The sequence below is a fragment of the Bradyrhizobium sp. 149 genome, assembly GCF_023073915.1.
In the GTDB taxonomy this organism is placed as follows: domain Bacteria; phylum Pseudomonadota; class Alphaproteobacteria; order Rhizobiales; family Xanthobacteraceae; genus Bradyrhizobium.
On record NZ_JADPKK010000022.1, the window covers coordinates 268,330 to 291,442 of the forward strand.

Genomic DNA, 23,113 nt, shown 5'->3' on the forward strand with positions numbered 1-23,113 from the left:
ACCTTTCAGATTTCTGCGACCTGCAAGGGACGCGATGTGGGAAGCCGCGCGGTTCTGCGGCGGCGTCGATCGGACGCCTCGGCGTAGTACGTCTCAAGCTGCCGGGCGCGGTGGTCGGAGGTGTGATCGGCGATGACCCGCCGCCGCGCGTTGTCTGCGATCGAGCGCCGACGGTCTTCCGGCATGTCGCGCAGGATTTCGATGACATCGCGTGGAGTGGACGCGAGCAGGATTTCCCGGGAGGGTTCGAAGACAGTCTCGATTCCGGGCCACCGGTCCGAGATGACGGGCGTGCCGCAAGCAGCGGCTTCGAACAGCCTGACACTCGGCGAGAACCCGAGCGCGCGCATGTCAGAGCGGGTGGCGTTGAGCGTGAAGCGCTGCTCCGCGTAGAACGTCGGATGATGCTTGGGCGTGAGATGCTCGATCCGGGCGACATTGGCGGGCCAAGCCACATTCTCAGGATACTGCGCGCCGGCCACCACGAATTGCTCAGACGACAGGGTGTGAGCGGGGGAAAGCAGCAACTGCTCCAGAACCGGCTGCCGGTCCTCGCTGTAGGTTCCGAGGTAACCCAGTGCCCATTTCGTCTCCGCGCGTTGCGGCGCATAGATATCAGTGTCCGCACTGCAATACAGAACCCGCGCCAGCGGGCTGCCATAGTTCTCCTCGATCATGTCGGGTACTGGCCCGCCGGCAAAGGACAGATAGAGGTCGAAGCGCGGGATCATCGCCGCCGAAAGATAATCCAGGCCCTGATCGAGCTTCGCAAGCGTGACCGGCGTGTCGATGTCGTAGAACGCGGTAAGCCCGCGTGCATGGGTCGTGACCCATTCGGAGATGGCGATGCCATCGGGCACATAGGAGCCGATGATTACCAGGTCGGCGTCTCGGATCATCTTGCCGAAACGCAGCGGGATGTCCTTCAAGGATTGATAGAGCTCGACGGTCCACGCGGAAGGCTTGGCAAGATCGCGATGATCGCGATACCAGGGGACGTCGCGTTCCAGAAACGTGACGTGGTGACCTCGTCGTGCCAAGGCTTCGATCAGGGCGCGGTAGGTCGTGGCATGGCCGTTGCCCCAGGACGAAGTGACCGAAAGACCGATGACGACGATGGTGAGGTTCATTCTGCTGCCTCGATTCGCGAGCTGCTTGCGGCAAAGAGATCGTTGAACTGGCGCGCGCGCTGTCGGTAGGTGTGGTGGCTCAGGATGCGGGCGCGGGCGCGCCGTGCGATCTCCTGGGCCCGGTCGGGGCGCAGTGTGGCAAGATGCGCTGCGACCTCCGCTCCGCTGGCGGCCACCAGCACCTCGCGGTCCGGCTCGAGAAAATGATCGATGCCGTCCCACTGGTCGGTGATCAGACAGGCTCCGGCACCGATGGCTTCGAACACGCGCGTTGGCGGCGAGAAGCCGTAGCGCGCCATGCTGTCGCGATTGACGTTCAGCGTAGCCAGACCGGAGCCGAAGAACGCGTTGTGGTCGCCGGTCCCGACATGCCCGACCTTATGCAGATTGGCAGGCGTGTCTTTGGAGTCCCACCCCGATCCGCCGAGCACGAACGTCTTGTCCGGCAATTGGAGTGCGACGTCGAGAAAGAACCGCCCGACGCGTTGCTCGCGATCAGGCAGGCGGTTCGCCAAAAGGCTCAGATCGCAGGTGAACCGTGGATTTGGCGGTGCCGGGAAGTGCGTGGCTGGATCGAGCGCATTGTAGATCGGCACGCAGTCGCGTGCGCCAACGGCGCGGTAAGCGGACACGACGGCATCGCCGCCGCCATACGTCAAAACCATGTCGTAGGACCGGATCGCACGGCGCAGGTGATGGTCCGCATCGTCCGCGATCGACTCCAGCGTGGCGGGGGCATCGACGTCCCAGTAGATGCGCATCGCATTCGACGGAATCTCGGCGACCGCGTTCTCCAGCTCCTGATCGAAAACGCCGACGCCGCTGGCCTTGATCAGCATGTCGGCCGAGCGGGCGGCTCCCTCGAGCGAGCTTCGCCAGCCGTCCGGCGTCGCGGCGTAGACCACCACCTTCGCCCAGTCCGGGTCGTCGATGTCGCGGTGGGCCTGGCGCTCGAAAGCATCGGGCTCATAGAAGGTGACGTCATGGCCGAGGGCCGCTATCTCCTTCAGCATGCCGCGATAATAGGTGGCGGCGCCGTTCCAGTAGGATGAGACAAGGCTGGATCCGAAGAAGCAGATCTTCATGCGGAGGCTCCGATATATCGCAGGGGCTGTGACGAATGGCCTGAGGCCCGGAGGTCCTGCACGATGCCGACAAGCTGCTCGGCGCGATGGCGGCAGGTGTGACGTTCCTTGATCGTCCGGAGTCCAGTCTCAACCGTGGCGGACCATAGTTCCCGGTCATCGAGCAGCGCACGAAGCGCGCGCTTCATTTCGGTGCCGTCGGCGGCGCTGAGATAGGCGCCTTGCGGGAACAGGCCTTCCGCGTCTGACCAGGGCGCCGAGACCAGTGGAATGCCGCACGCCATCGCTTCGAAGACGCGTATGGTCGGAATGCCCGGAAGCAAGCGGACGTAGGGACCGCGGGGCACATGGACGGTCGCGCGTGCGCCGGCGAAGGCGATGGGAGCCCAGTGTGCCGGCAGCCATCCGCCATGCCGGATGCCCGCCGCCCGAATGGTGTCGAGCGCCGCGTCCGAATAGCGGACGCCATAGACCTCCGCGCGCAGCTTCAGCTCGGCGACAGGTTCGACCAGGAATTCATTGAGCTCGGCGCTGCGTTCGCCGTCGCCCCAATTGCCGATCCAGACGACATCGTCGGTGCGCTCGACATGCGGCAGTGGATGGTACAGGGCAATATCGGCCGCCTCGTGCCAGGTGAAGGCCCGGTCGGCCCAGCCGAGCTTGAGATAGATCTGGCGAAGTACCTCGCCGAAGGCGAGCACACCGTCGAAACCGTCGAGGTCGAACTGCGCAAGCTCGTCCGGTGCGCTGACGGCGCGGTGATGGGTGTCGTGGAACAGCAGCGTGAAGGGAGCGCCATGCGCGCGCCTGCGGCCGATGTCTGCGATCAGATCGGGCGAATTCCATTCGTGGACGACCACGAGATCGGCGCCATGCAGCGCCTCATCCAGATCGAGGCAGGCGTCGTAGCGGCGGATGCCGATGCCGGGAAACAGCGCCGGAATGTCCTCCATGGTCTGACTGCCACCCTCACGGATCGCATTCAATCGGCTCCAGCCGTCGACCGGCTCGAACACGACGACCTCGTGGCCCAGCGCATGCAGCTCTCGGGCATAGCCGCGCAGGAAGTGGGCGTTGCCGTTGTTCCAGCAGGAGCTGAAGGCGTGGTAGAACAGGACGCATTTCATGCACGCACCTCGATCTGGCTGGCCGGCGCGGTCGCACGATGCGATGCGAGCAGGTCCTCGTAAAGCCGGAGATAGGCACTCGTCGTCCGAGTCAGGGAATAGGTGAGGGAATGCTCAAAGGCTGCCCGTTGCAGCCGCACCCGCTCGCGCTCGTCGGCGCACAGATCTGCGAGCGTTCGATGCAGCGCCTTGCTGTCGGTGGGATCGACGAACAGTGCGGCTCCGGTCCACAATTCCCGGAATGTTGCGATATCCGACAGGACGAGCGCGCAGCCTGCGGCCGCGGCTTCCAGGACCGCAAGCCCAAACGGTTCGTAGAAGGCGGGGCTGGCGAAGATCGCCGCGTGCTCCATTCGCGTGCGCATGGCGTCGTGCGACAATTGCCCAAGCCAGGTGATGCAATCCGATGGGCTGACAGTCGCCGCACCCGCCACCTGAACTGGCCAATCCAGCCCCGGCGCCGCGGCGGCAAGCATTTCGATGTTCTTGGCACGGTCCCAGAGCCGCCCGGCTGCAAGGATCAGCTCTTGCTTTCGTCCGATGACGCCCCGGGGTGTGATCCCGTTCCAGATCACGGCGCCCGGCGATTGGGGATGGTAAATCTGTGCGATCACGTCGTGAAACGACTGGGTTGGGCAGACCCAGGCCTGTGCCATGTCGAGCGCTGCCGCGACCCTTTCGGTGTAGCTGCGCCATCTCGGCTCGCTTAGCCAGGCCGTATCACGGCAGGCCAGCGCCCAGGAGCCGACGCAGGAATGCGCGACGAGTACCACCGGCGCGCGCCAAGCGAAGGTTGCTTCCCGAAAACTGTTGAGGTGAATAACGTCCGGCCTGAACTGGGCTTCAAGATTTGTGAGAGTGCGCCGCGCATGGGCAAGGTCCTGCCCTTCCGGATCCTGCCATTCCAGCGCGAGGTCCGTTTCAATCAGGCGCACTCGGGAACCGCGCAGCATCTCGCGCTGCTCGGCTCGTGCGCGCGGACCCATGGTGACGAGGCTGACATCGGCACCCGACGCCGCAAGCTGCGATGCGAGCGCGCTGGAATAGGTCCAGACGCCCCCGACCGTATCAGTCGTCATCAGGATCCTGATGTCCGAGCTACGGCTCATGATGCCACCTGCAGCTCGAGAGCCTCGAGCGGAACGGGGCGATCGTTCTGCACGTCGCTGAATTGGTCGAACATCGCGAGGTAATGCCGATGCGCGCGCTCCCAGGCGAAATCATCGGGCTCGCCCCACAGCTTTCGATAATCCGGCGAACCCGGATAGGGGTACAGCGGGACTGGATCGTTGGCCCAGATGCCGGCATCCTGCATCGTGCGGCGCCAGCGCTGCACGATGGGATCGTCGTCCTCGGGAACTTCGATCAGGTTGGCCTGCACGAAAGGAACGTGACGGCGCGCTTCGACCAGCCGTTCGGCAAGCTGGTCGGTCGTCATCTTGCAGTTCTTGGCAAGCGTAGCGCGGCCCTCGACGGTCAGGCTCTCGATGCCGGCTTCGATCGAGACGCAGCCGGCGCGGCCGAGCAGCGCGAGCATGTCCGGCTTCCAGAGGTCGATCCGGGTCTGCACCCCGAACTTCAGCCCCCGTATGGTCAGCCGTTCCAGCAGTTCCGCATTCGGAAGGAATATCTCGTCGATGAAGTAGACATATTCGATGCCGTGATGGCGCAGGCCGTCAATCTCTTCGAGAACGATGGAAGGAGGCCGCTTGCGGTAGGCGTTGCGGAAATTCTCCTTGGCGCAGAACGTGCAGTTGTACGGACATCCCCTGGACGCCTCGACCTCGGCGCCCGGGGCCTGCGGCTCGGCCTCGAACCGGTGATGGTGATGGTGATGCCGCCGGATCATCTCTTCCGGCCACTGGAGCGGCGGCTGATCCTTGAACGTGACGGCCTGCGGGCCGCCATTGACGCGGAGCGATGCGCCATCGGCGAAGCACAAGCCGGGAAAGTCCCGCTCGCCATTGGCAAGACGCAGCAGGGATGCCTCGCATTCGCCCATCACGACGATGTCGGTGCCGAGCTTTCGAAGCGCCGCCCTTGGCACGGTCGAGCCATGTGGACCCACCGCGACTAGGATCGGAGCCAAGTCGCGCACCGCCATTGCAAGCTCCTGCGGGACGCGGAGCTCGGGAGGGGCGCAGCGCCAGAACAGGTAAGTCGGTGCCGTCGTGATGACGATCTGGTCGGGGCCGAAGGCGCGCAACTCGGCTTCGATATCAGCGAGCGAAAGGTCGAACATGTGGGCATCGAGCAGCAGCGTCTTGTGCCCGGCCGCCTTCAGGTAATGCTCGGAGATCCCGAGTTCGAGCGGAAGGTGAGGGGATCGGCAGCCGAAATAGATGCTGCCGCCAAAATCCCAGTTTGGGTTGATGAGGGCAACACGGGTCATGCCAGCGCCTCGCGGTTGTCCTGTGCCGATCCGAAGCGGCCGTCCAGCCAGGTATGAAGGGATCGGAGGCCGTCTGTGAGAGATGTCTGAGGCGCCCAGCCGAGCGCGCTGGACAGGGCCCGCGTATCGGTTACGTACCAGGGCTGATCGCCCGGCCTCCAATCAGAAAAGCGATAGGCCACATTGCGGCCGGTCAGATCGGTGATGCGGTCGATCAGTTCCAGCAGACTGATCGCGTTGGCGGGGCCGCCCCCGAGATTGAACACGCGTCCACGGGCGAGCGCGATCCGATCGAGCACGGCGAGCCAGGCGGAGGCCGCATCCGACACGTGAAGCGCGTCGCGGACCTGATTGCCGTCGCCATAGATCGTCAGTTCTTTGCCGCGGATTGCGCTTAGCAGGAAATGCGCGATCCAGCCCTGATCCTCGGTGCCGAATTGACGGGGCCCATAGATGCAGCTCATGCGCATCACCACGGTCTGGAGGCCGTAGACCCGCGCATAGTCGTGAACGTATTGATCCGCCGTTCCCTTGGAGCATCCATAGGGGCTGTAGAAGTCGAGCGGCGCATTTTCCGAGATGCCGCCGGCCAGCAGACCGCTTGTCGGCGTGTAGCGGCGGCCGGTGAGCGCGATGTCGCCGTCCTCGATCAGGCGTCCGTAGACCTTGTTGGTCGAGGCGAACACGACCGGTGCGGCCCTGTTATGGAGTCGCACGGCTTCGAGCACGTTCAATGTCCCCCGCGCGTTAATTTCAAAATCGGAGGCCGGATCGCTCACGCTGTCGGTGACGGCGACCTGGGCGGCCAAGTGCAGCACGGCGCGCGCTTCACGTACCGCGTCGATCACCGGGATCGGTTCGCGGATGTCGGCCACCGTGATCGTGACCCGGTCGCCATGCCGGGACTTCAGCCACTGCGCGTTCTCACGCACGCCGGCGCGGGCGAGATTATCCAGTATCAGCACGGGATCGCCGCGCTCGGCGAGGCGGTCGGCGAGATTGCAGCCAATAAATCCGCAGCCGCCGGTGATCAGGACGGGTCTGTTGTCTCGTTCACTCATCACGCGACCAATCCTCGTTGCTGCAGCTCTTTGGTGGCTCGCTCCGCCTGATCGTCGGCGATCTGGTCGGCGAGATATTCCGCCAGTTCTCTGAGGCCATCCTTGAAGGCGATGCGCGGCTCGAAGCCGAGCAGGTCGCGCGATTTTCCGATGTCGGCGAAGCAGTGGCGAATGTCGCCGGCACGATATTTTCGCGTCACCTCGGGCCCGATGTTGCCGCGTCCCATGACTTCGGCGAGATCCTGTGCGACCGAAAGAATGGTGCGGCACTGCCCCGAGCCGACGTTGAAGACCTCCTGGGTGCGATCGGCCTCGAGCGCCATGCGGCAGGCGCGGGCGACGTCATGAACGTGGACGAAGTCCCGCCGCTGCAGACCATCCTCGAATACGAGGGGCGGCCGGCCGTTGAGCAGCCGCGCGGCAAAGATCGCCAGCACGCCGGTGTAGGGATTGGACAGCGCCTGGCGCGGACCGAACGCATTGAAGAAGCGTAGCGCCACCGTCGGAATGCCATAGGCCTTGCCGGTGATCAGGCACATGCGCTCCTGCGCATATTTGTTGAGCGCGTAGATCGAACTCAGCGAGGGCTGCTTTGTCTCCGGGGTGGCCACGGGGTCAAGCGGGCGGCCGGTGATATCGCGCAGCTCCCAATCGCCGCGGCGAAGCTGCTCGATCGGCCGCTCGTCGCAGGCGATCACGCTCTGATCGACACTCCGGTAGAGGCCCTCGCCATATATGCTCATGGACGACGCCACCACCAGCCGCTCGACCGGGCGCTTGGACAGGGCCTGCAACAGCACGGCGGTGCCGAGCTCGTTGGTCCTGACATAGGGCTCGATGTCGTACATGCTCTGGCCGACGCCGACTGCGGATGCGAGATGCAGGACCATGTCGGTGCCGCGCAACGCATGCTCGACCGCGCGAGCGTCGGTGACGTCGCCGACGACGAGTTCCGCCTCTTTGGCAAGATAGGCGGGACGCTGGCGGTTGCCTCCGTGGACCTGCGGCGAGAGATTGTCGAGCAGCCGGACTTCGTAGCCGGCGGCCAGCAGTACGTCCGTCGCGTGCGACCCGATGAATCCCGCACCTCCAGTAATCAAGACTCGCGTCATTCACCGCTCCGTGCCGCCGTGAGACCGATCCTGTCGGATCAATCCTTGATGAGAATGAAAGCGCGCTGCTGTTCTGGTCGGGCGACCGGCGCGCCAGTCACATTTGGGAGTAGAAGCGGTGCAAGGAATGTTCGTTCCTGCGAAACCTACAAACGAATATTTCTATAACCTGGATCAATAACCCAGGTGAATCGGCCGGCGCAGCGGGCTAAAAATGCGCGCCGTGAACCGGCGCCTGCAGGTCGAGATGTCTTGCAACCGTCGCGGCGATGTCCGCGAACCCAGCGCGTACGCCGATCGGAGAAGCTGACCGCGCGCTCCACGCCAGAATCGGAACCTGTTCCCGGGTATGATCGGTGCCGCTCCAGGTCGGGTCGCAACCATGGTCGGCCGTGATGATCAGGAGATCATCTTCGCGCAGGCGTTTTAGCAGGTCTGGAACGTGCGAATCGAAGGCTTCTAACGCCGCTGCATAGCCTGCGACGTCTCGGCGATGGCCGTACAGCGTGTCGAAATCGATGAAATTTGCGAACAACATCCCGCCCTCTGCGAGAGAGTCCAGCCCATCGAGCGTGGCATCGAACAGCGCGTCGTTGCCGTCGCCGCGCATGTTCCTCCCGGTCCCGCGATGGGCGAAGATGTCGTCGATCTTGCCGATCGTCACGATATCACGGCCTGCGGTTTCGGCGAGATCGAGAATCGTCCGCTCCGGCGGCGGGACGGAGAAATCCTTCCTGTGCGCAGTCCGCTTGAAGTTGCCTGCCGACGTGCCGATGAACGGGCGTGCGATGACGCGCCCGATGTTCAGAGGATCGACCAGTTGGCGGGCAACGCGGCAGACCTCATAGAGGCGTTCGAGCCCGAACGTCTCCTCATGCGCAGCGATCTGAAACACGCTGTCGGCCGATGTATAGCAGATCGGTTCGCCGGTTCTGATGTGACGCTCGCCGAATTCGGCGATGATCTCGGTGCCGGAGGCGTGACAGTTTCCGAGGATACCAGGCAATCGAGCCCGTTCGCACAGGCGTTTCATCAGGTCGCGCGGGAAGCACGGCTTGGTTCTTGGAAAATAGCCCCAGTCGAACGACACCGGCACACCGGCAATCTCCCAATGGCCGGATGGCGTGTCCTTGCCCTTCGATATCTCGCTCGCGCAGCCAAAGCGCGAATGCTCGGGACGGCCGTCCAGCCCGGGCGGCACGCGCCCGGTGGCGAGACGGCAGGCCTGGCCAAGGCCGAGCGCAACCAGATTGGGAAGCTGAAGCGGCCCCTGACGCTGCGGCCCGTCGGCCTTGCCTGCGAAACACATCTCGGCAATGTGACCGACGGTATCGGCGCCCTCGTCGCCGTAATTGACGGCATCGGGCGCGGCGCCGATCCCAACGGAATCCATCACCACGATCAGGGCACGCATGTCGGCTCCCGGATGGCCATACGCGAAGACGCTGCGGAGGGCGCGAGCCCGGTTTTCACGCAGTAGCGTTCGACCATGTGTGCGCAGAAATCCGCGAACTCGTTCACGTCGAGCGGCGGGCTGGTGTGATGAGGCTCGATACCCCGGTGCTCCGGCGTGAAGCAGAAGGTGACCGTGACCTGAAACTCGGCCAGCGCGTCCATCTGCCGGTCGAACCAGTCGAGCGCGTTGGGACGGAAGCTGTCGGCCCAGGACAGGCCGGTCCTGAGATGCTGCACGCCTAGTCGGCGCATCCACCGCACGGCGTCATCGAGACGATGGTCCTCGAAGTGAAACCACTGGCACAAGCCCATCGCAGGTGCAAAGTTGCCGAACAGCTCCGCCGAGGCTTTCGGTGTGCCGTCCTCGCGCAATAGGCCCATGTGGAAATGCCGGTAGTAGGAGGAGCCTTCAGCCTCCTTGTGCCGGGTCGTGGCCTCCCAGCTCGAAGGCAGATCGTAGAGGCTGTACCAGTGAATGCGCGGCGCGCGGCCGATCAATAACTCCGCGGTTCGGGTCAGTCCCCAAGCCTGCACCTCCTCGGCGCCGAAAGACGAGACTCCCACCTCCGTCACCCAGACCGGCAGCGAGGTGACCGCCTTGATCTCCTCGATCTTGGCGGGCCATTCCGCGATCTGCCACAGATTCCAGTCGAGGGGAAAACCGTGTACGGCCACTGCATCGACATGATCGAGCACCCCGCGCGCCTGCATGTTGCGGATGAACGATGAATCTATCGGCGATATGCCGCCGAGCACACGCGGGAGTGTGGGATGCGCGCTGCGGATTGCCTTTCCGGCGGCGAGCGCCAGGTTGGCGAACATCGCCCAATCCGGATCGATCAGGATGTCCCAATGCGACTTGTTGTTCGGCTCGTTCCAGATCTTGGCGGCTTCGATCATCGGCCGGTCTCCCGCGACGGATAGACCGGACCTTCCGCCTGCGGCCTTGCCACCCGCTTGCAGAGATAGACTTCGTCTTCGGGATGCGCCGCGATCGCAAAGCCGGCGCTGCGCAGCATGGCTTCGGCGCAGGCGCGGTTCGGCACCCACCAATTGGTGGGGTCGTCGGCATATTTGTTCTCGATGAAGTGCAGCTTTGGATAACCCGCGGAATCAAACTGATCGGTAGTCCAGAAGTCGTAGTTCTTGTCGACGGGATCCACGCGGTTGTCGCCGCGCTGCATCGATTGGAACAGCAGGAGATCGCCGGCCACGTGCTCATGGATCAGGTCGAGCGCCAGCAAAGGGTGCCGCAGGTGGTAGAGCACGCCCATGAAGATCACGAGATCGAACTTCTCGCGCAGCTGTCCGACGTCATAGGCTGACATCTTTCGGAATTCGATCCTGAGCCCGTTCACCTCGGCCGCGAAGCGGGCTTGCTCGAGATATTCGTCGTCAGTGTCCAGGCCGAGGACGCGCTCGGCGCCGCGCCGCTTCATCTCCATGGCGTAGAAACCGGCATTGCAGCCGATATCGAGTACGGTCTTGCCTTCGAGGCGGTCCGGGATGATCCCCGAGAAGCGTCGCCATTTCACGTTGGGATAGTCGCCGAGGAAGTGTGAAGGCGCTGTCGGCACGCCATTGAGGTCCAGATTGTGAAACCATGGCCCGAGCGCATCGACGCGCTGGCGGATTTCCTCGCGCGAGAGGGCGCCTCTGCTCATGCGGTCACTCCATTGTTCATTGCGGGGGCTGGGCGGGTTGGCTCGGGCGAACCGCCGGCCAGCAATCGGGAGCGTCCATTCCCGGCGGAGCTTTCCGCGAGCAATGCCATTGCCGTCCGGTAGCCGTCGATGGTTCCGACATCGACGTAGGACTCGCCAGCTTTGACGCCGAGCCCTTGGCCGCCGGCCGCGATGTAGGCGTTGACGAGTGTCCCGAAATATTCATCCCGGGGGTCGCGCTTCGTCCACAGCGACTGGAGTTCGCGAAATCCTTTGCCAGACATCTTGAAGGCGCCCCATATCCATTTTGACGCCGCATCCGATTGCTTGACCTGGATCTCCGTCACGCGATCGCCGTCGAGGACGACCGCATCGAAGAACTCGGGATGTTCAACCGGAAACAGCAGAAACGACAGGACAGCGGCCGGCAATGCCTGCAAAGCCGCCTTGGGGAACCACACTGTATCCGGGAGTCCGACCAGGACGTCTTCGTCATGGCCGACAACCGTGCCCGCCCTGAACACGGCATCGCACAGCCCCGACGCGTCGGGCTGCACGACATAGGCGAGCTGTGCGCTGCCATAATGATCGCCGAAATATTCGAGGATGTCCGATTTGCCGGGGGAGATCACGAAGCAGATCTTGTCAGCGCCGCCAAGGATCAGCCGCTCCAGCAGATATTCCGAGACGGCGCACGGACGGTCCATGCCGTCGTCCCGTCGGCTTCCGACCGGAAGCAGTTCCTTGGAGAAGGCGAGCGGCTGGATGCGGCTGCCGCGGCCCGCGGCCGGAACGATGCCCCACATATCAGGCCTCCTCGGGTTGCTGCCGGCGCGTGCCGACGGATGCCGCCTGCTCGAGCAGCGAAATCAGTTCGCCGCCGCGCTTGTCCGACGTGTGCTGCTCCATGGTCCGTTCATATGCGCGCTGAGCAATGCGTTGGAGCTCCATGTCGTCCATCGTCAACGCAGCAAGCGTGTCCTTCTCATCGCGTGCGATCAGGATATCCTGTCCGGGTGCGAAGAATTCACCGATCCCCGGCCAATCGTCGCTGAGCAGTGGGGCCTTGCAGGCCGCCGCTTCGAACAAGCGCCCGGAGGGGCACCAGCCCATGTCAGCCATGGCCCGGCGCGTAACGTTGAGTGTCAGCCGGGACGACGCAAAGAACGACGCGTGCTCCGACGGCGGCAAGTGCTGCACGAAATAGATGTTTGGCGACCAGGGAAAATCTTCCGGGTATTGCGCACCTCCGATCAGGAAGCGCAGATCCTGCCGTGCCCGTGCGGGTTCGACGAAGAGAGCTTCGAGCGCGCGCTGACGATCCTGCGAATATGTGCCGAGATAGGACAGATCCGCACAGTAGTGCGGCTGAGACGGGACTGGCCGATGAATGTCCGTATCGACGTGGCCGTAGAGCGGGCGGACGTTGCAGGCGCCGAGCCTGTCGCGAAATTCATTGCAGATGCGCGGCCCGCCGGTGAAGCTCAGGACCAGTGTGAAATCTCGCAGGCCGCGCGCCCCGATATAGGGAACGGCCTCGCCGGCCATGACTTTCGCCAGCGTGACCGGCGTGTCGAGGTCGTAGAACACGGGCAGCGCGCGACCTTCAGACAGGGCAAGCTCGGTCGCGGCGATCGCATCGGGACAATAGGAGGTCACGATCGCGACATCGGCGTCACGAAGATCGCTGCGCGCCAAAGGAAGCACATCGCTCCAATTCGAGAACAGTCGCAATTGGCCGCCGGGCAGCTCGTACAAATCGCGGGCGCCGGCGTAGTAGGGCACGTCGCGCTCGAAAAAGACGACGCTGTGGCCGGCTCGCGCGAGATGCTTGCATAGCCCACGCCACAAGGTCGCGTGACCGTTGCCCCAGGAAGAGGAAATTGTCAGGCCGAAAATGACGATCTTCACGCTAACACCCGCTGATTGATCCCGGTGATCCTGATTCCGCGATTGTCCACGCTGAGCGTGCTGACGCTGCCTGGATCGATTTCGATCGAGAGGAAGTCGTCGAGCTCTTTGCGGGAATAATACAGCAGCGCCGCGCGGATCGGCTCGGCATGGCTGACGGCGACGACGGTGCCGGTCCCGCGATCACTGCGCACCTGCTCCAGATGGGCGACGACACGCTTCTGGAGCGACCGCATGCTTTCGCCGCCCGGCGGACGGTTCGTTCCGCGCTGTTCGTTCCAGCGCGACCATCGCGGGTCCCGCGCGAGCGCCTCGAAGGACAGTCCGGTCCATTCGCCGTAGTCGAGCTCGTCGAGTGCCGGCACGATCTCTACCGGCAAGCCGAAGCGCGCGGCGAGGATGCAGGCCGACTGCATGCAGCGCCGCTGCGGGCTCGACTGAATCATGGTTGGGCGCGGCGTGAAGGTCTCGGCGCATCGCGCGATTTCCTCGCAGCCGAGATCATCGAGCTCTACTCCCCTCATCCGGCCACATAGCGTGCGCCCGAGCAGGGCATGATGCCCGTGGCGGATCAGATGAATGATCTTCGCCATCAGGTGTATGCCTTGTCATCGATGAAGGCGCGCGTCCGCCGTCCGGCTTCCTCGTCCGTGAATTGCTGCGGCGGCGACTTCATGAAATAGCTCGAGGGGCCGGTCAGCGCGCCGGCCTGTCCGCGGTCCATGGCGAGCTTGGCGCAGCGGACCGCGTCGATGACGACGCCCGCCGAGTTCGGGGAGTCCCAGACCTCGAGCTTGACTTCCGCGCTCAATGGGACACCTCCGAACGTCGTGCCCTCCAGGCGGATGAAAGCCAGCTTGCGGTCTGTCAGCCACGGCACATGGTCGCTCGGGCCGACATGAATATTGTCGGCGTCCATGGGCACGTCGAACTGACTGGTGACGGCCTGGGTCTTGGAGATCTTCTTCGAGGTCAGTCGCTCCCGCTCGAGCATGTTCTTGAAATCGGTGTTGCCGCCGACGTTCAGCTGGTAGGTTCTGTCCAGTCGCACGCCGCGGTCGCGGAAGAGATTGGCGAGCACGCGGTGCAAAATTGTGGCGCCGACCTGGCTCTTGATATCGTCGCCGACGATCGGCAGGCCCGCATCTTCGAAGCGTCGTCGCCAGTCGGGATTGGAGGCAATGAAGACCGGGATGCAGTTCACGTAGCCGCAGCCGGCCTCGACCGCGCGCGCAGCGTAAAATTCGCTCGCGCGCTGCGAGCCGACGGGAAGATAGGACACCAGCACATCCGTGCGCGATGTCGCGAGCACTTCCGAGACGTCCGCTTCCGAGACATCCGCAATCGGAATGTCCTCCTTGAGATAGTGGCCGACGCCGTCCATGACCGGGCCGCGCTGGACGACGACGCCGGTCGGCGCAACATCGGAGAAACGATGCGTGTTGTTGGGTCTCGCGAAGATCGCCTCGGCGACGTCGCGTCCGACCTTGCCGGCGTGGACGTCGAAGGCCGACGCGATCTGGATGTCGCTGATATGATAGCCGCCGACGTCGGCGTTCATCAGTCCGGGGACCGGCTCGTTCGACTCGGCGTTCCGGTAATAGGTGAGCCCCTGAACGAGGGAACTCGCGCAGTTGCCGACACCGACGATGCCGACGCGCACGCGCCGCCTGTCCTGAAGACGAGAATGCATGGATCGAAACCCTCCGGAAAACATACGGGTGTGCACGTAAGTACGTCGGCGAACGTGGGGAACGTATGTTCGTTCCTGAACTCGAGAGGTCGTGCCCGCGCCTTGTTCGATTTTGGCCGACAAAATCCTGTGCGCTTAACCTGGGATAGAATCCGGAGCAGTCTGGAGGGAACGAACCAGGATGAAGATGAAGAAGAAGATGATGATGCTTCGAGGGAGCCGGACGTCCCGAAAGAACAAATTCTCGCGGCCGGCGTTCAAGGCGGACAGCCTGACGCGATGGCCGATCCGTCGCTCGGTTTTGTCAGCAATCGAGGTGTCACATGTCTTCCAAAGCGCAAAACAGCGAAGCCCAGCAGACCACCAGTCACGACGTCATCCGGAAATGGGCGGAGGAGCGCGGTGGAAAGCCTGCGACGGTCAAGGCTACGGAGGAGGACGGACACGCCGGCATCCTGCGCATCGATTTCGATCCGCCAGACGAGGGACTCGACCGGATCAGCTGGGACGAATTCTTCGCCAAGTTCGACGAGGCCGGCATTGCCTTCCTCCACCAGGACCGGACCAAGGACGGTAAGCCGAGCCGTTTCCACAAATTCGTGCGGCGCTGATCGGATCAGCGCAGGTGTCGGGCAGTTGGACCGAGGCGATGCGGGCAGGCGACTTCGAACGCGCCTGGGCGATCAACGACCGCGATCTGGCGATGCTTGCGTATCCGCCCAAGCATACCGGTCCGCGTCACCTGCAGCGGATCTGGCGCGGCGAGGAGCTGAGGGGCAAGGATGTGCTGGTCCGTTGCTACCACGGGCTCGGCGACACCATCCAGTTCCTGCGCTTCATGCGACCGCTTCGCGATATCGCGCGCCGTGTCACGGTCTGGTGCCAAATCGAGCTTCTGCCGCTGGTCGAGCGAGCGGCCGGCGTCGATCGTGCCGTTGCGCTCCACGACGGTGCGCCTGACCTCGACTTCGAGGTCGATATCGAGATCATGGAGGTGCCGCATGCCATAAGGGCGAGGCGGGATCACGTCGAGATGCGCGCTCCTTACGTATCGCTGCCAGCGCTGGTCGAGCCAGCGCTTCCGCCCGACCGAGGTCTTGAAGACGGGAGTCTTGCCGTCGGCCTGGTTTGGGAAGTCGGCAATTGGGACAAGCGCAGGACCGTCCCGCCCGCGCTGTTACGGCATCTTGCCGTTCCCGGCGTAACGCTCTGTTCGCTCCAGCGCGGAGCCCGGACCTGCGAACTGGCCGAGATCGGCGCGCCGGACGCCAGTACGCCTGACGTCACGGTTCTCGGTCATCTGCTCCAGCAGCTCGATCTCCTCATTTGCGTCGACACCATGGTCGCTCATCTCGCAGGAGCACTCGGACGTGACGCGTGGGTCCTGTTGCATGCGGATTGCGACTGGCGTTGGCCATCATCCGGCGCTCGCTCCTTGTGGTATCCGAGCCTGCGGCTGTTTCACCAGAGGACGCCAGGCGATTGGGACGATGTCCTCGGAGAAGCGCGGAAGACCCTGGTCGCGCGCTGCGAAGGTCTCCAAGGTGTCGTTTGACAAACGGCCCCTCGAAAAGGTTCAAACGAGAGCAGCGTCCGCCGTAAGCGGCCTGAGCTGCGACGACGAAGCATCGTTATGGCTCAAACGAATCCCCAGATAATTCGGATCGAAATTTGCGAGCCGCACGAGTCTCGGCCAGTCCGTGATCGTCACGGTCTTGCCCTGCCATTGCAGGAGGTTGCATCGTCGCAGTTCCTGAATGGTGCGATTGGCGTGGACCGGGGAGATGCTGCACGCTGCGGCAAGGTCCGATTGGGTGAAGGGCGATGGCAGCCTGAAATCTCTCGCAAGGCCGACATTTTGCAAGCGCGTGGTGATCTCGCACAGCAGATGCGCGACGCGCGTCAGTGCATCACGGCTACCCAGATTCACCGTCCAGTTGCGCTGAATGGCGTGCTCGGTGAGGAGCATCAGCAGCAATGCGCGAGACATAGCGGGCGAACGCGCGGATAAATCGTGAAAGAAACGGTGTGGCACGAGAGCGACGATAGCGGGGCCGAGTGCGATCAGGTTGCCGTCGACGCGAGGGCGATAAAGCGTGTGTAGATTGGCGATGTCACCGGGAACATAGATTGACGTGATCTGCCCGTCCGCGCTCTCTGCATCCTGCCACGATAGATACCCCTGGAGCAGGAGACAGCACTGGGTGGCATCGTCGCCGTGCCGCAGAACGGCCTGACGCGAACTTAGATGCGCAATTGTGCTTGCCATGCCCGCGAGCAGGTGGAGATCGTCGGCAGTTACGGGAGTGAGACTCGCCAGCCGGTCGGCGAGCTTGGAGAACGCGAATCCTGCTTGCATTGGCCGTCCGGTAACCCAGAGCCCAGAGCCCGTCTCCTAACTTGTGCAGGAGAACGATAGAACGCATTAAAGTTTGACACGTTCGTCCCGTTCAGGTGCATTATTTGGGTGAAGAGCTTTGCACTGGAGGTCGAAGCTAACTTCATTATTATAATTGCCGTCGCTGGGCTGTCACGCCGGCGTTCAGGTTCGAGGCGCCGGTTCCCGTCGTTCCGCCTGTGCTGGAGGCGTTGATGCAGAAGAGCGTTCAGAAAGCGCTGATCCGCTTTCGGTGAGTGCTGTCAATGTCATCATTAGGGCGCAGCCGGGGGAACCGCGAACTCCTTCATCTCAAGGGCGCCGGTCAGGCAGGCCCGCAAAGTTTCAGATCATTAACACGGTTGAATCACAGGCCGGAGCGATTGCTCTATGGTGAAGCTTTCCGCTGGGGCTTTCCATGATTGATACCGCGACCAAGGCGTTGTTGCGCACCGTCCTCGACGAGGTGTGTGAAAGTGTTCCCCGCTATGAGATCGGCGCCCGTACTCACGTCGCGTCGAAGCTCCTGGAGACTGCAAGCAAGGGTGATATTTCTGCGGATCGCCTCAAGCAGGCTGCCCGCAATGCCCTTTCGGAAGTCCCGACAATGTGACGATGGTCGTGTGGGGGCGGGGTGAATTTCCACGTTACAGTCCTCAAGATCCTGGTCCTGACGGGTTCGCTGCCATGGAGGATTTCAAGCGCGATATGGCCATTCTGGCGACCAGCGGTCGCGACTGGACGGAGCGAACCCGGCGAGTCGGCGGGCGGGTGGATCGAGGCCGGCTTGCAGCAGGCCGTCGCCGACGCAACGTCCGCAAACAGGCTCGGGCGTCCTAGCGAGGAACGAGCGTCGCTCCTGTAGCTTGAGCAAACACCTCCTGATGGAAGACGCTCATGCAAAGTTCCGACTCGACCGTTTCGACCGCCCGTTTATCGCGAGCGACGGACGAGATCTGGGTCGTGGACGACGCGCCGATCAGCGCTGCCGGTCTGAAACTCCCCGTTCGCATGACCGTCATTCGGTTGTCGAATGGCGATCTCGTGCTGCATTCGCCGGTACGATATTCGCCGGCCCTCCAAGATGAGTTGGAGCGGCTGGGAGCGATAAGGTACCTGCTGGCGCCGAATATCGCGCACTGGATGTTCCTGTCCGACTGGCAGAGGGCGCTGCCGCAGCTGACGACGTTCGCGGCGCGCGGCCTTTCGGCGCGCAGGCAAGTTCGAGCAGCGCGCGTTCGCATCGACCGCGAGCTGGGAGACTCGGCGCCCGAGGAATGGAGGGCCGATCTCGAAGCCGTCTCGGTGAACGCTCCGATGTTCTGCGAGATCGAGCTGTTCGACAAGCGCAGCCGGACACTGATCCTGACGGATCTCGTGCAAAATCTCGATCCCGATGATCTCAGCGCGCCAAACGAGGCTGCGGCAAACCTTCTCGGCGTCTCCAAGCCGAACGGCATGGCACCGGTCTATCTGCGGCTGCTGCTGCGTCTCGGCGGCCGTTCCGCGCGGGCCGCGGCCGAGCGACTTGTGCGCCTGTCTCCGGAGCGGGTGATCTTCGCCCATGGCGACTGGTTCAAAACGGACGGGACCGGGCGCCTGCGGCGATCCCTGCACTGGCTGCTCCCCGCGGGCGCTTCCGGATCTGAGCCGCGGCAAATGATAGGCACGCGCGTGGTCATAACAGGCGCCTCCAGCGGAATCGGCCGTGCGACGGCGCTGGCTTTTGCCAGCGAGGGTGCAAGCGTGGTCCTGGCGGCGCGCCGCGGCGAAGTCCTGACGAGCCTCGCTGCGGAATGCGAGGCGCTCGGAGGCCGCGCCTTGGCGATCCCGACCGATGTTACCGATGCCGAGGCAGTGCAGCGACTGGCCCGAGAGGCCGAAGACGCGTTCGGTGGCATCGACGTCTGGATCAACAACGCCGGTACGGGCGTTTTCGGGGCCTATCAGGATGCCGATATTGCGCTCCATCGCCGAACGATCGAGGTCAATCTCCTCGGCACGATGCATGGCGCCTTTGCTGTGCTTCCGATCTTCCTTCGCCAGAACCGCGGTATCCTGATCAATAACATCTCGCTGGGCGGCTGGGCGCCGACACCCTTTGCTGCGGCCTACACCGCGAGCAAGTTCGGCCTGCGCGGCTTCACCGCGAGCTTGCGCCAGGAACTCAGGGCTCACCGCAAGATTCATGTCTGCGGAGTCTTCCCGGCCATGGTCGATACGCCGGGCTTCGTCCATGGCGCCAACGTTTCTGGCCGAACGCTTGATCCCGGTCCGCTGCTGTACCAGTCGGAAGACGTTGCCCAAACGTTTGTGAGCCTCGTCCACGCGCCCCGTGACGAGGTCGCCGTGGGCTGGCCGGCTCGCGCCGGCCAATTTGCCTACGCAATTGCTCCGCAGGTCGCCGAGAACATCGTGGGAGCTGGCTTCCGCTTCTTGCTGTCTCGCGCGCGCCCCGCGAAGAGCAGCGAGGGCACCATGCTCGAAGCTGGTCCGCAGGGCACATCCATCGATGGCGGTTGGCTGTCACGGAAGCAACTTCCGCCCGCCGGGGTGATCAGTAAGGGGCTCGCGGCGTTTGGTATCGCTGCTTGCCTGGCTTTCGTCGCCTCGAAGGCTGGTCGTACGCCCGAACGGCGCGTGAGAACGAAGCGTGGACGAGCGTGATCAAGGCCGCTCCGATGGGCGCCGAGTTGGGGGCGGAGGCTCCGGGGCCGCGCTGGTCGGTCCTGGTCCGATAGGAACGATGGTCACCATCTGGACTTGGCTCAGCATGCGTTTTAGGCGCACGGGGCTTAGTCCAACCCTCAGTCCCGGAGCGGCCCCAGCCCAGGTAGCTGCACCCGGCCTGGGGTCGCTTGTTTTCAGGAAAGCACTCCGGCGCCGGCTGGCCAGCAGGGCGTTCTCGTCTGATCCGGTGCATCACTCGGCTGCTCGTAGACCCTGCTGAGTAGGTTCGTAGCGGTCTCCGTACTTCGCAAACCAGCCGCCTTCCACCATCCGCTGGGCGAACGACGCCGAGCACACCGGATGACTGCCGCCTGGATGATAGAGGCCATCGCTGCGCTGGACCAAGTAGCCGTAGAGCCGCGCCAAGCGCAGCGGCTTGATCATGCCAGGGAAGAGAATGATGGAGCTGTCCGTCATCGTTCGTCCCAAGCGCCGGCACCGATGATCGTTCCGGATTGGCAGGAGGTCGGAACGGCGCCGAGCTACTGATTGTCGCGGGTGTGGATAAGGGACGCCAACTGAGCGGCCTCAGCCCGAGAACGACGGGCCTTGCTCAAGCGCGAGCGCGCGAGTTGCCGCTCCATTTCGTAGCGGGTGAGGCGTAGTTCTCTCCTGACCTCGGCATTGATCTCCCGCAGCAGGACACTCTCCCCAATTGTGCGATCAGCGCGTTGGAGAAGCTGCCGAGTTTCGGGCTCCTGTCATGGTTGTGGATAACTCGCCGATCGGTCCTACCGCGGGGTAGGGGACGCACGGCGGGGGCGGGCCTGCTATATATCCGGCCGAATCGCGCTCCAGCGGAGCCGAATTGGGAACTGGTTTGGAAAACCACCGGGAAGCTGGTGGGAAGTCTTTGAAAGTACAAGCTTAATGGGCAAGCGATTGATTCCGCCGGAAGAACCGGCCGAAATTCACGAGGTGCCGCTGCGTGAGGCGCTGGAAGAGCGCTATCTCGCCTACGCGCTCTCCACCATCATGCACCGCGCGCTGCCGGATGCCCGCGACGGCCTGAAGCCGGTGCACCGGCGCATCCTCTACGGCATGCGCCTGCTCCGGCTCGACCCTGGCACGGCTTTCAAGAAATCCGCAAAGATCGTTGGCGACGTGATGGGCTCGTTCCATCCGCATGGCGACCAGGCGATCTACGACGCCATGGTCCGCCTCGCGCAGGACTTCTCCTCGCGCTATCCGCTGGTCGACGGCCAGGGCAATTTCGGCAATATCGACGGCGATAATCCCGCCGCCTACCGCTACACCGAAGCGCGCATGACCGACGTCGCGCGGCTGCTGCTCGAGGGCATCGACGAGGACGGCGTCGAATTCCGTCCCAACTACGATGGCCAGTCGAAAGAGCCGGTCGTGCTGCCCGGCGGCTTCCCGAATCTGCTCGCCAACGGTGCGCAAGGCATTGCGGTCGGCATGGCGACATCGATTCCGCCGCACAACGCCGCCGAGCTTTGCGACGCCGCGCTGCATCTGATCGAGAAGCCCGACGCGAAGTCCAAGGCGCTGCTGAAATGGGTCAAGGGGCCGGATTTCCCGACCGGCGGCATCTGCATCGATTCCAAGCAGGCAATCGCTGAAGCCTACAGCACCGGCCGCGGCTCGTTCCGGGTTCGCGCCAGGTGGGAGCAGGAAGAGGGCACACGCGGCACCTGGGTCGTCGTCGTCACCGAGATACCCTTTCTGGTGCAGAAGTCGCGGCTGGTTGAGAAGATCGCCGAGCTGCTGGACCAGAAGAAGCTGCCGCTGGTCGGCGATATCAGGGACGAGTCGGCCGAAGACGTTCGTCTCGTCATCGAGCCGAAGTCGAAGAACGTCGATCCCGCGGTGATGATGGAATCGCTGTTCCGGCTGACGGAGCTCGAGAACAAGATTCCGCTGAACCTCAACGTGCTGATCAAGGGCCGCGTTCCCAAAGTGGTGGGACTCGCGGAGTGTCTGCGTGAATGGCTCGACCATCTGCGCGACGTGCTGATCCGTCGCACCAACCATCGCAAGGCCGAGATCGAGCGCCGGCTGGAGATACTTGGCGGCCTGCTGATTGCCTATCTGAACATCGACGAGGTGATCAGGATCATCCGCAATGAGGACGAGCCGAAGCCGGCGTTGATCAAGGCGTTCAAGCTCACCGAGCTGCAGGCCGAAGCCATCCTCAACATGCGGTTGCGGAGCCTGCGCAAGCTCGAGGAAATGGAGATCCGCACCGAGGACAAGGATCTGCGCAAGGAGCTGAAGGGCATCGAGGGACTGCTGGCGTCCGAACCCGAGCAGTGGAAAAAGGTCGCCGAGCAGGTCGGCAAGGTCCGCGACATGTTCGGACCGAAGACCCCGCTCGGCAAGCGCCGCACCACCTTTGCGGACGCGCCCGAGCACGATCTCGCCGCCATGGAAGAAGCGTTGGTCGAGCGTGAGCCGGTGACCGTCGTCGTCTCGGACAAGGGCTGGATCCGCACCATGAAAGGCCATGTCGAGGATCTCTCGGGCCTGACCTTCAAGCAGGACGACAAGCTCGGTCTCGCCTTCTTCGCGGAGACGACCTCGAAGCTGCTGCTGTTCGCCACAAACGGCAAGTTCTACTCCCTCGATGTCGCCAAGCTTCCGGGCGGACGCGGCCACGGCGAGCCGATCCGCCTGTTCATCGACCTCGAGCAGGAAGCGGCTCCGGTCGCGCTATTTGTGTACAAGGGCGGGCGCAAATTCCTGGTCGCGAGCCACGAGGGCCAGGGCTTTGTCGTCAACGAGGACGATTGCGTCGGCACCACCAAGAAAGGCAAGCAGGTCCTCAATGTCGACATGCCGAACGAGGCGTGCGCGATCACTGAGGTGCTCGGCAACACTGTCGCGGTGATCGGCGAGAACCGCAAAATGCTGGTCTTCCCGCTCGACCAGGTATCGGAGATGGCACGCGGCCGCGGCACGCGGCTGCAGAAGTACAAGGATGGCGGCCTCTCCGACATCGCTGTGTTCGACGCCAAGGCGGGGCTGACCTGGAAGGACTCCGCCGGCCGCGAATTCTCGGCGACCATGAAGGAACTCGCCGAATGGCAAGGCAGCCGCGGTGATGCAGGCCGGCTGCCGCCGAAGGGTTTCCCGAAGTCGAACAAGTTCGGCAAGGTGATCGGGTAGGGATGGCGCCCGCGTGTCCCGGACGCGCTGCAACGCTCCGTAGTGCGTGGAAGACGCGCGTAAACGCGCTTGCGGCGTTGCTGCGCAGAGCCGGACCCACGCTGCACGGATGATCCTCGAACATATGGGCCCCGGCTCAGCAGCGCACCGCTGAAGTAGCGCTGCGCTGCGTCCGGGGCACGAGTCATTGCGAGCGAAGCGAAGCATCCAGAGTCTCTTCGCGGCGACGTCTATATTGCTTGGCTGC

21 protein-coding genes are annotated in these 23,113 nt (G+C 63.5%); 5 read left to right on the forward strand and 16 right to left on the reverse strand.

All coding sequences use genetic code 11. The annotated features are described in order from the left end of the window. Nucleotides 1-5 precede the first annotated feature (5 nt). The 14 genes from IVA88_RS18910 to IVA88_RS18975 all read right to left on the reverse strand — a co-directional run bounded on the left by IVA88_RS18910 (nt 6) and on the right by IVA88_RS18975 (nt 14,630). Nucleotides 6-1,130, reverse strand: coding sequence for a glycosyltransferase (locus IVA88_RS18910; protein WP_247498736.1), 1,125 nt, complete (start codon nt 1,128-1,130; stop codon nt 6-8). Beyond that, a complete protein-coding gene (locus tag IVA88_RS18915; protein ID WP_247498737.1) occupies nt 1,127-2,215 on the reverse strand; it encodes a glycosyltransferase in 1,089 nt (362 codons plus the stop codon). Before IVA88_RS18915 ends, IVA88_RS18910 begins: the two co-directional genes overlap by 4 nt. Continuing rightward, entirely contained in the window at nt 2,212-3,342 is a 1,131-nt protein-coding gene (locus tag IVA88_RS18920; protein WP_247498738.1) for a glycosyltransferase, read from the reverse strand. The genes IVA88_RS18915 and IVA88_RS18920 overlap by 4 nt, the downstream gene beginning before the upstream one ends. Beyond that, the gene (locus IVA88_RS18925) at nt 3,339-4,451 is read right to left on the reverse strand and encodes a glycosyltransferase family 4 protein (RefSeq protein WP_247498739.1); all 1,113 of its coding nucleotides are present in this window, start codon (nt 4,449-4,451) and stop codon (nt 3,339-3,341) included. Before IVA88_RS18925 ends, IVA88_RS18920 begins: the two co-directional genes overlap by 4 nt. Next, complete coding sequence (locus tag IVA88_RS18930) at nt 4,448-5,734, reverse strand: TIGR04295 family B12-binding domain-containing radical SAM protein (RefSeq protein WP_247498740.1); 1,287 nt, start codon at nt 5,732-5,734, stop codon at nt 4,448-4,450. Before IVA88_RS18930 ends, IVA88_RS18925 begins: the two co-directional genes overlap by 4 nt. After that, on the reverse strand, nt 5,731-6,795 hold the full coding sequence (locus tag IVA88_RS18935; RefSeq protein ID WP_247498741.1) for a GDP-mannose 4,6-dehydratase: 1,065 nt from the start codon (nt 6,793-6,795) through the stop codon (nt 5,731-5,733). Before IVA88_RS18935 ends, IVA88_RS18930 begins: the two co-directional genes overlap by 4 nt. After that, nucleotides 6,795-7,907, reverse strand: coding sequence for an NAD-dependent epimerase/dehydratase family protein (locus IVA88_RS18940; protein WP_247498742.1), 1,113 nt, complete (start codon nt 7,905-7,907; stop codon nt 6,795-6,797). The genes IVA88_RS18935 and IVA88_RS18940 overlap by 1 nt, the downstream gene beginning before the upstream one ends. Nucleotides 7,908-8,115: 208 nt before the next feature. After that, the gene (locus IVA88_RS18945; protein ID WP_247498743.1) at nt 8,116-9,321 is read right to left on the reverse strand and encodes a phosphopentomutase; all 1,206 of its coding nucleotides are present in this window, start codon (nt 9,319-9,321) and stop codon (nt 8,116-8,118) included. Then, the gene (locus IVA88_RS18950) at nt 9,309-10,262 is read right to left on the reverse strand and encodes a beta-xylosidase (protein ID WP_247498744.1); all 954 of its coding nucleotides are present in this window, start codon (nt 10,260-10,262) and stop codon (nt 9,309-9,311) included. The genes IVA88_RS18945 and IVA88_RS18950 overlap by 13 nt, the downstream gene beginning before the upstream one ends. Then, complete coding sequence (locus IVA88_RS18955; RefSeq protein WP_247498745.1) at nt 10,259-11,026, reverse strand: TIGR04290 family methyltransferase; 768 nt, start codon at nt 11,024-11,026, stop codon at nt 10,259-10,261. Before IVA88_RS18955 ends, IVA88_RS18950 begins: the two co-directional genes overlap by 4 nt. Next, nucleotides 11,023-11,832, reverse strand: a complete 810-nt coding sequence (locus IVA88_RS18960) for a nucleotidyltransferase family protein (protein ID WP_247498746.1) — start codon at nt 11,830-11,832, stop codon at nt 11,023-11,025. Before IVA88_RS18960 ends, IVA88_RS18955 begins: the two co-directional genes overlap by 4 nt. 1 nt (nt 11,833) lies before the next feature. Continuing rightward, entirely contained in the window at nt 11,834-12,937 is a 1,104-nt protein-coding gene (locus tag IVA88_RS18965) for a glycosyltransferase (protein ID WP_247498747.1), read from the reverse strand. Next, nucleotides 12,934-13,530: a histidine phosphatase family protein gene (locus IVA88_RS18970; RefSeq protein WP_247498748.1), complete on the reverse strand. Its 597-nt coding sequence runs from the start codon at nt 13,528-13,530 to the stop codon at nt 12,934-12,936. Before IVA88_RS18970 ends, IVA88_RS18965 begins: the two co-directional genes overlap by 4 nt. Then, nucleotides 13,530-14,630: an inositol-3-phosphate synthase gene (locus IVA88_RS18975; RefSeq protein ID WP_247498749.1), complete on the reverse strand. Its 1,101-nt coding sequence runs from the start codon at nt 14,628-14,630 to the stop codon at nt 13,530-13,532. Before IVA88_RS18975 ends, IVA88_RS18970 begins: the two co-directional genes overlap by 1 nt. Before the next feature lie 323 nt (nt 14,631-14,953). Between IVA88_RS18975 and IVA88_RS18980 the strand changes: the two genes are divergently transcribed. Together IVA88_RS18980 and IVA88_RS18985 are read left to right on the forward strand one after the other, a co-directional pair. Then, nucleotides 14,954-15,241: a hypothetical protein gene (locus IVA88_RS18980; protein WP_247498750.1), complete on the forward strand. Its 288-nt coding sequence runs from the start codon at nt 14,954-14,956 to the stop codon at nt 15,239-15,241. Between the two features lie 14 nt (nt 15,242-15,255). Further along, complete coding sequence (locus tag IVA88_RS18985; RefSeq protein ID WP_247498751.1) at nt 15,256-16,185, forward strand: hypothetical protein; 930 nt, start codon at nt 15,256-15,258, stop codon at nt 16,183-16,185. A 21-nt stretch (nt 16,186-16,206) separates the two neighbouring features. Here the strand turns inward: IVA88_RS18985 and IVA88_RS18990 are convergent, their stop codons facing one another. After that, on the reverse strand, nt 16,207-16,989 hold the full coding sequence (locus IVA88_RS18990; protein ID WP_247498752.1) for a Crp/Fnr family transcriptional regulator: 783 nt from the start codon (nt 16,987-16,989) through the stop codon (nt 16,207-16,209). 436 nt (nt 16,990-17,425) lie between these two features. Here IVA88_RS18990 and IVA88_RS18995 point away from each other — a divergent pair, with 436 nt between their 5' ends. Both IVA88_RS18995 and IVA88_RS19000 read left to right on the forward strand, forming a co-directional pair. Continuing rightward, complete coding sequence (locus IVA88_RS18995) at nt 17,426-17,620, forward strand: hypothetical protein (protein ID WP_247498753.1); 195 nt, start codon at nt 17,426-17,428, stop codon at nt 17,618-17,620. Nucleotides 17,621-17,904: 284 nt separating this feature from the next. Further along, nucleotides 17,905-19,674 carry an SDR family oxidoreductase gene (locus tag IVA88_RS19000; RefSeq protein WP_247498754.1) on the forward strand — a complete coding sequence of 590 codons (1,770 nt, stop codon included), beginning with the start codon at nt 17,905-17,907 and terminating at the stop codon, nt 19,672-19,674. A gap of 255 nt (nt 19,675-19,929) precedes the next feature. Here IVA88_RS19000 and IVA88_RS19005 read toward each other — a convergent pair whose 3' ends face one another. Next, nucleotides 19,930-20,154, reverse strand: a complete 225-nt coding sequence (locus tag IVA88_RS19005) for a hypothetical protein (RefSeq protein ID WP_247498755.1) — start codon at nt 20,152-20,154, stop codon at nt 19,930-19,932. 453 nt (nt 20,155-20,607) lie between these two features. On the opposite strand from IVA88_RS19005, the gene parC reads away from it, so the two are divergent. Further along, nucleotides 20,608-22,866, forward strand: a complete 2,259-nt coding sequence (gene parC, locus IVA88_RS19010; RefSeq protein ID WP_247498756.1) for a DNA topoisomerase IV subunit A — start codon at nt 20,608-20,610, stop codon at nt 22,864-22,866. Nucleotides 22,867-23,113: the final 247 nt, after the last annotated feature.

Bases quoted from the DNA above. Each gene is read 5' to 3' on its own strand.
- IVA88_RS18910 (WP_247498736.1), bottom strand. From the start codon at position 1,130: ATGAACCTCACCATCGTCGTCATCGGTCTTTCGGTCACTTCGTCCTGG.
- IVA88_RS18915 (WP_247498737.1), bottom strand. From the start codon at position 2,215: ATGAAGATCTGCTTCTTCGGATCCAGCCTTGTCTCATCCTACTGGAAC.
- IVA88_RS18920 (WP_247498738.1), bottom strand. From the start codon at position 3,342: ATGAAATGCGTCCTGTTCTACCACGCCTTCAGCTCCTGCTGGAACAAC.
- IVA88_RS18925 (WP_247498739.1), bottom strand. From the start codon at position 4,451: ATGAGCCGTAGCTCGGACATCAGGATCCTGATGACGACTGATACGGTC.
- IVA88_RS18930 (WP_247498740.1), bottom strand. From the start codon at position 5,734: ATGACCCGTGTTGCCCTCATCAACCCAAACTGGGATTTTGGCGGCAGC.
- IVA88_RS18935 (WP_247498741.1), bottom strand. From the start codon at position 6,795: ATGAGTGAACGAGACAACAGACCCGTCCTGATCACCGGCGGCTGCGGA.
- IVA88_RS18940 (WP_247498742.1), bottom strand. From the start codon at position 7,907: ATGACGCGAGTCTTGATTACTGGAGGTGCGGGATTCATCGGGTCGCAC.
- IVA88_RS18945 (WP_247498743.1), bottom strand. From the start codon at position 9,321: ATGCGTGCCCTGATCGTGGTGATGGATTCCGTTGGGATCGGCGCCGCG.
- IVA88_RS18950 (WP_247498744.1), bottom strand. From the start codon at position 10,262: ATGATCGAAGCCGCCAAGATCTGGAACGAGCCGAACAACAAGTCGCAT.
- IVA88_RS18955 (WP_247498745.1), bottom strand. From the start codon at position 11,026: ATGAGCAGAGGCGCCCTCTCGCGCGAGGAAATCCGCCAGCGCGTCGAT.
- IVA88_RS18960 (WP_247498746.1), bottom strand. From the start codon at position 11,832: ATGTGGGGCATCGTTCCGGCCGCGGGCCGCGGCAGCCGCATCCAGCCG.
- IVA88_RS18970 (WP_247498748.1), bottom strand. From the start codon at position 13,530: ATGGCGAAGATCATTCATCTGATCCGCCACGGGCATCATGCCCTGCTC.
- IVA88_RS18975 (WP_247498749.1), bottom strand. From the start codon at position 14,630: ATGCATTCTCGTCTTCAGGACAGGCGGCGCGTGCGCGTCGGCATCGTC.
- IVA88_RS18980 (WP_247498750.1), top strand. From the start codon at position 14,954: ATGTCTTCCAAAGCGCAAAACAGCGAAGCCCAGCAGACCACCAGTCAC.
- IVA88_RS18990 (WP_247498752.1), bottom strand. From the start codon at position 16,989: ATGCAAGCAGGATTCGCGTTCTCCAAGCTCGCCGACCGGCTGGCGAGT.
- IVA88_RS18995 (WP_247498753.1), top strand. From the start codon at position 17,426: ATGATTGATACCGCGACCAAGGCGTTGTTGCGCACCGTCCTCGACGAG.
- IVA88_RS19000 (WP_247498754.1), top strand. From the start codon at position 17,905: ATGCAAAGTTCCGACTCGACCGTTTCGACCGCCCGTTTATCGCGAGCG.
- IVA88_RS19005 (WP_247498755.1), bottom strand. From the start codon at position 20,154: ATGACGGACAGCTCCATCATTCTCTTCCCTGGCATGATCAAGCCGCTG.
- parC (WP_247498756.1), top strand. From the start codon at position 20,608: ATGGGCAAGCGATTGATTCCGCCGGAAGAACCGGCCGAAATTCACGAG.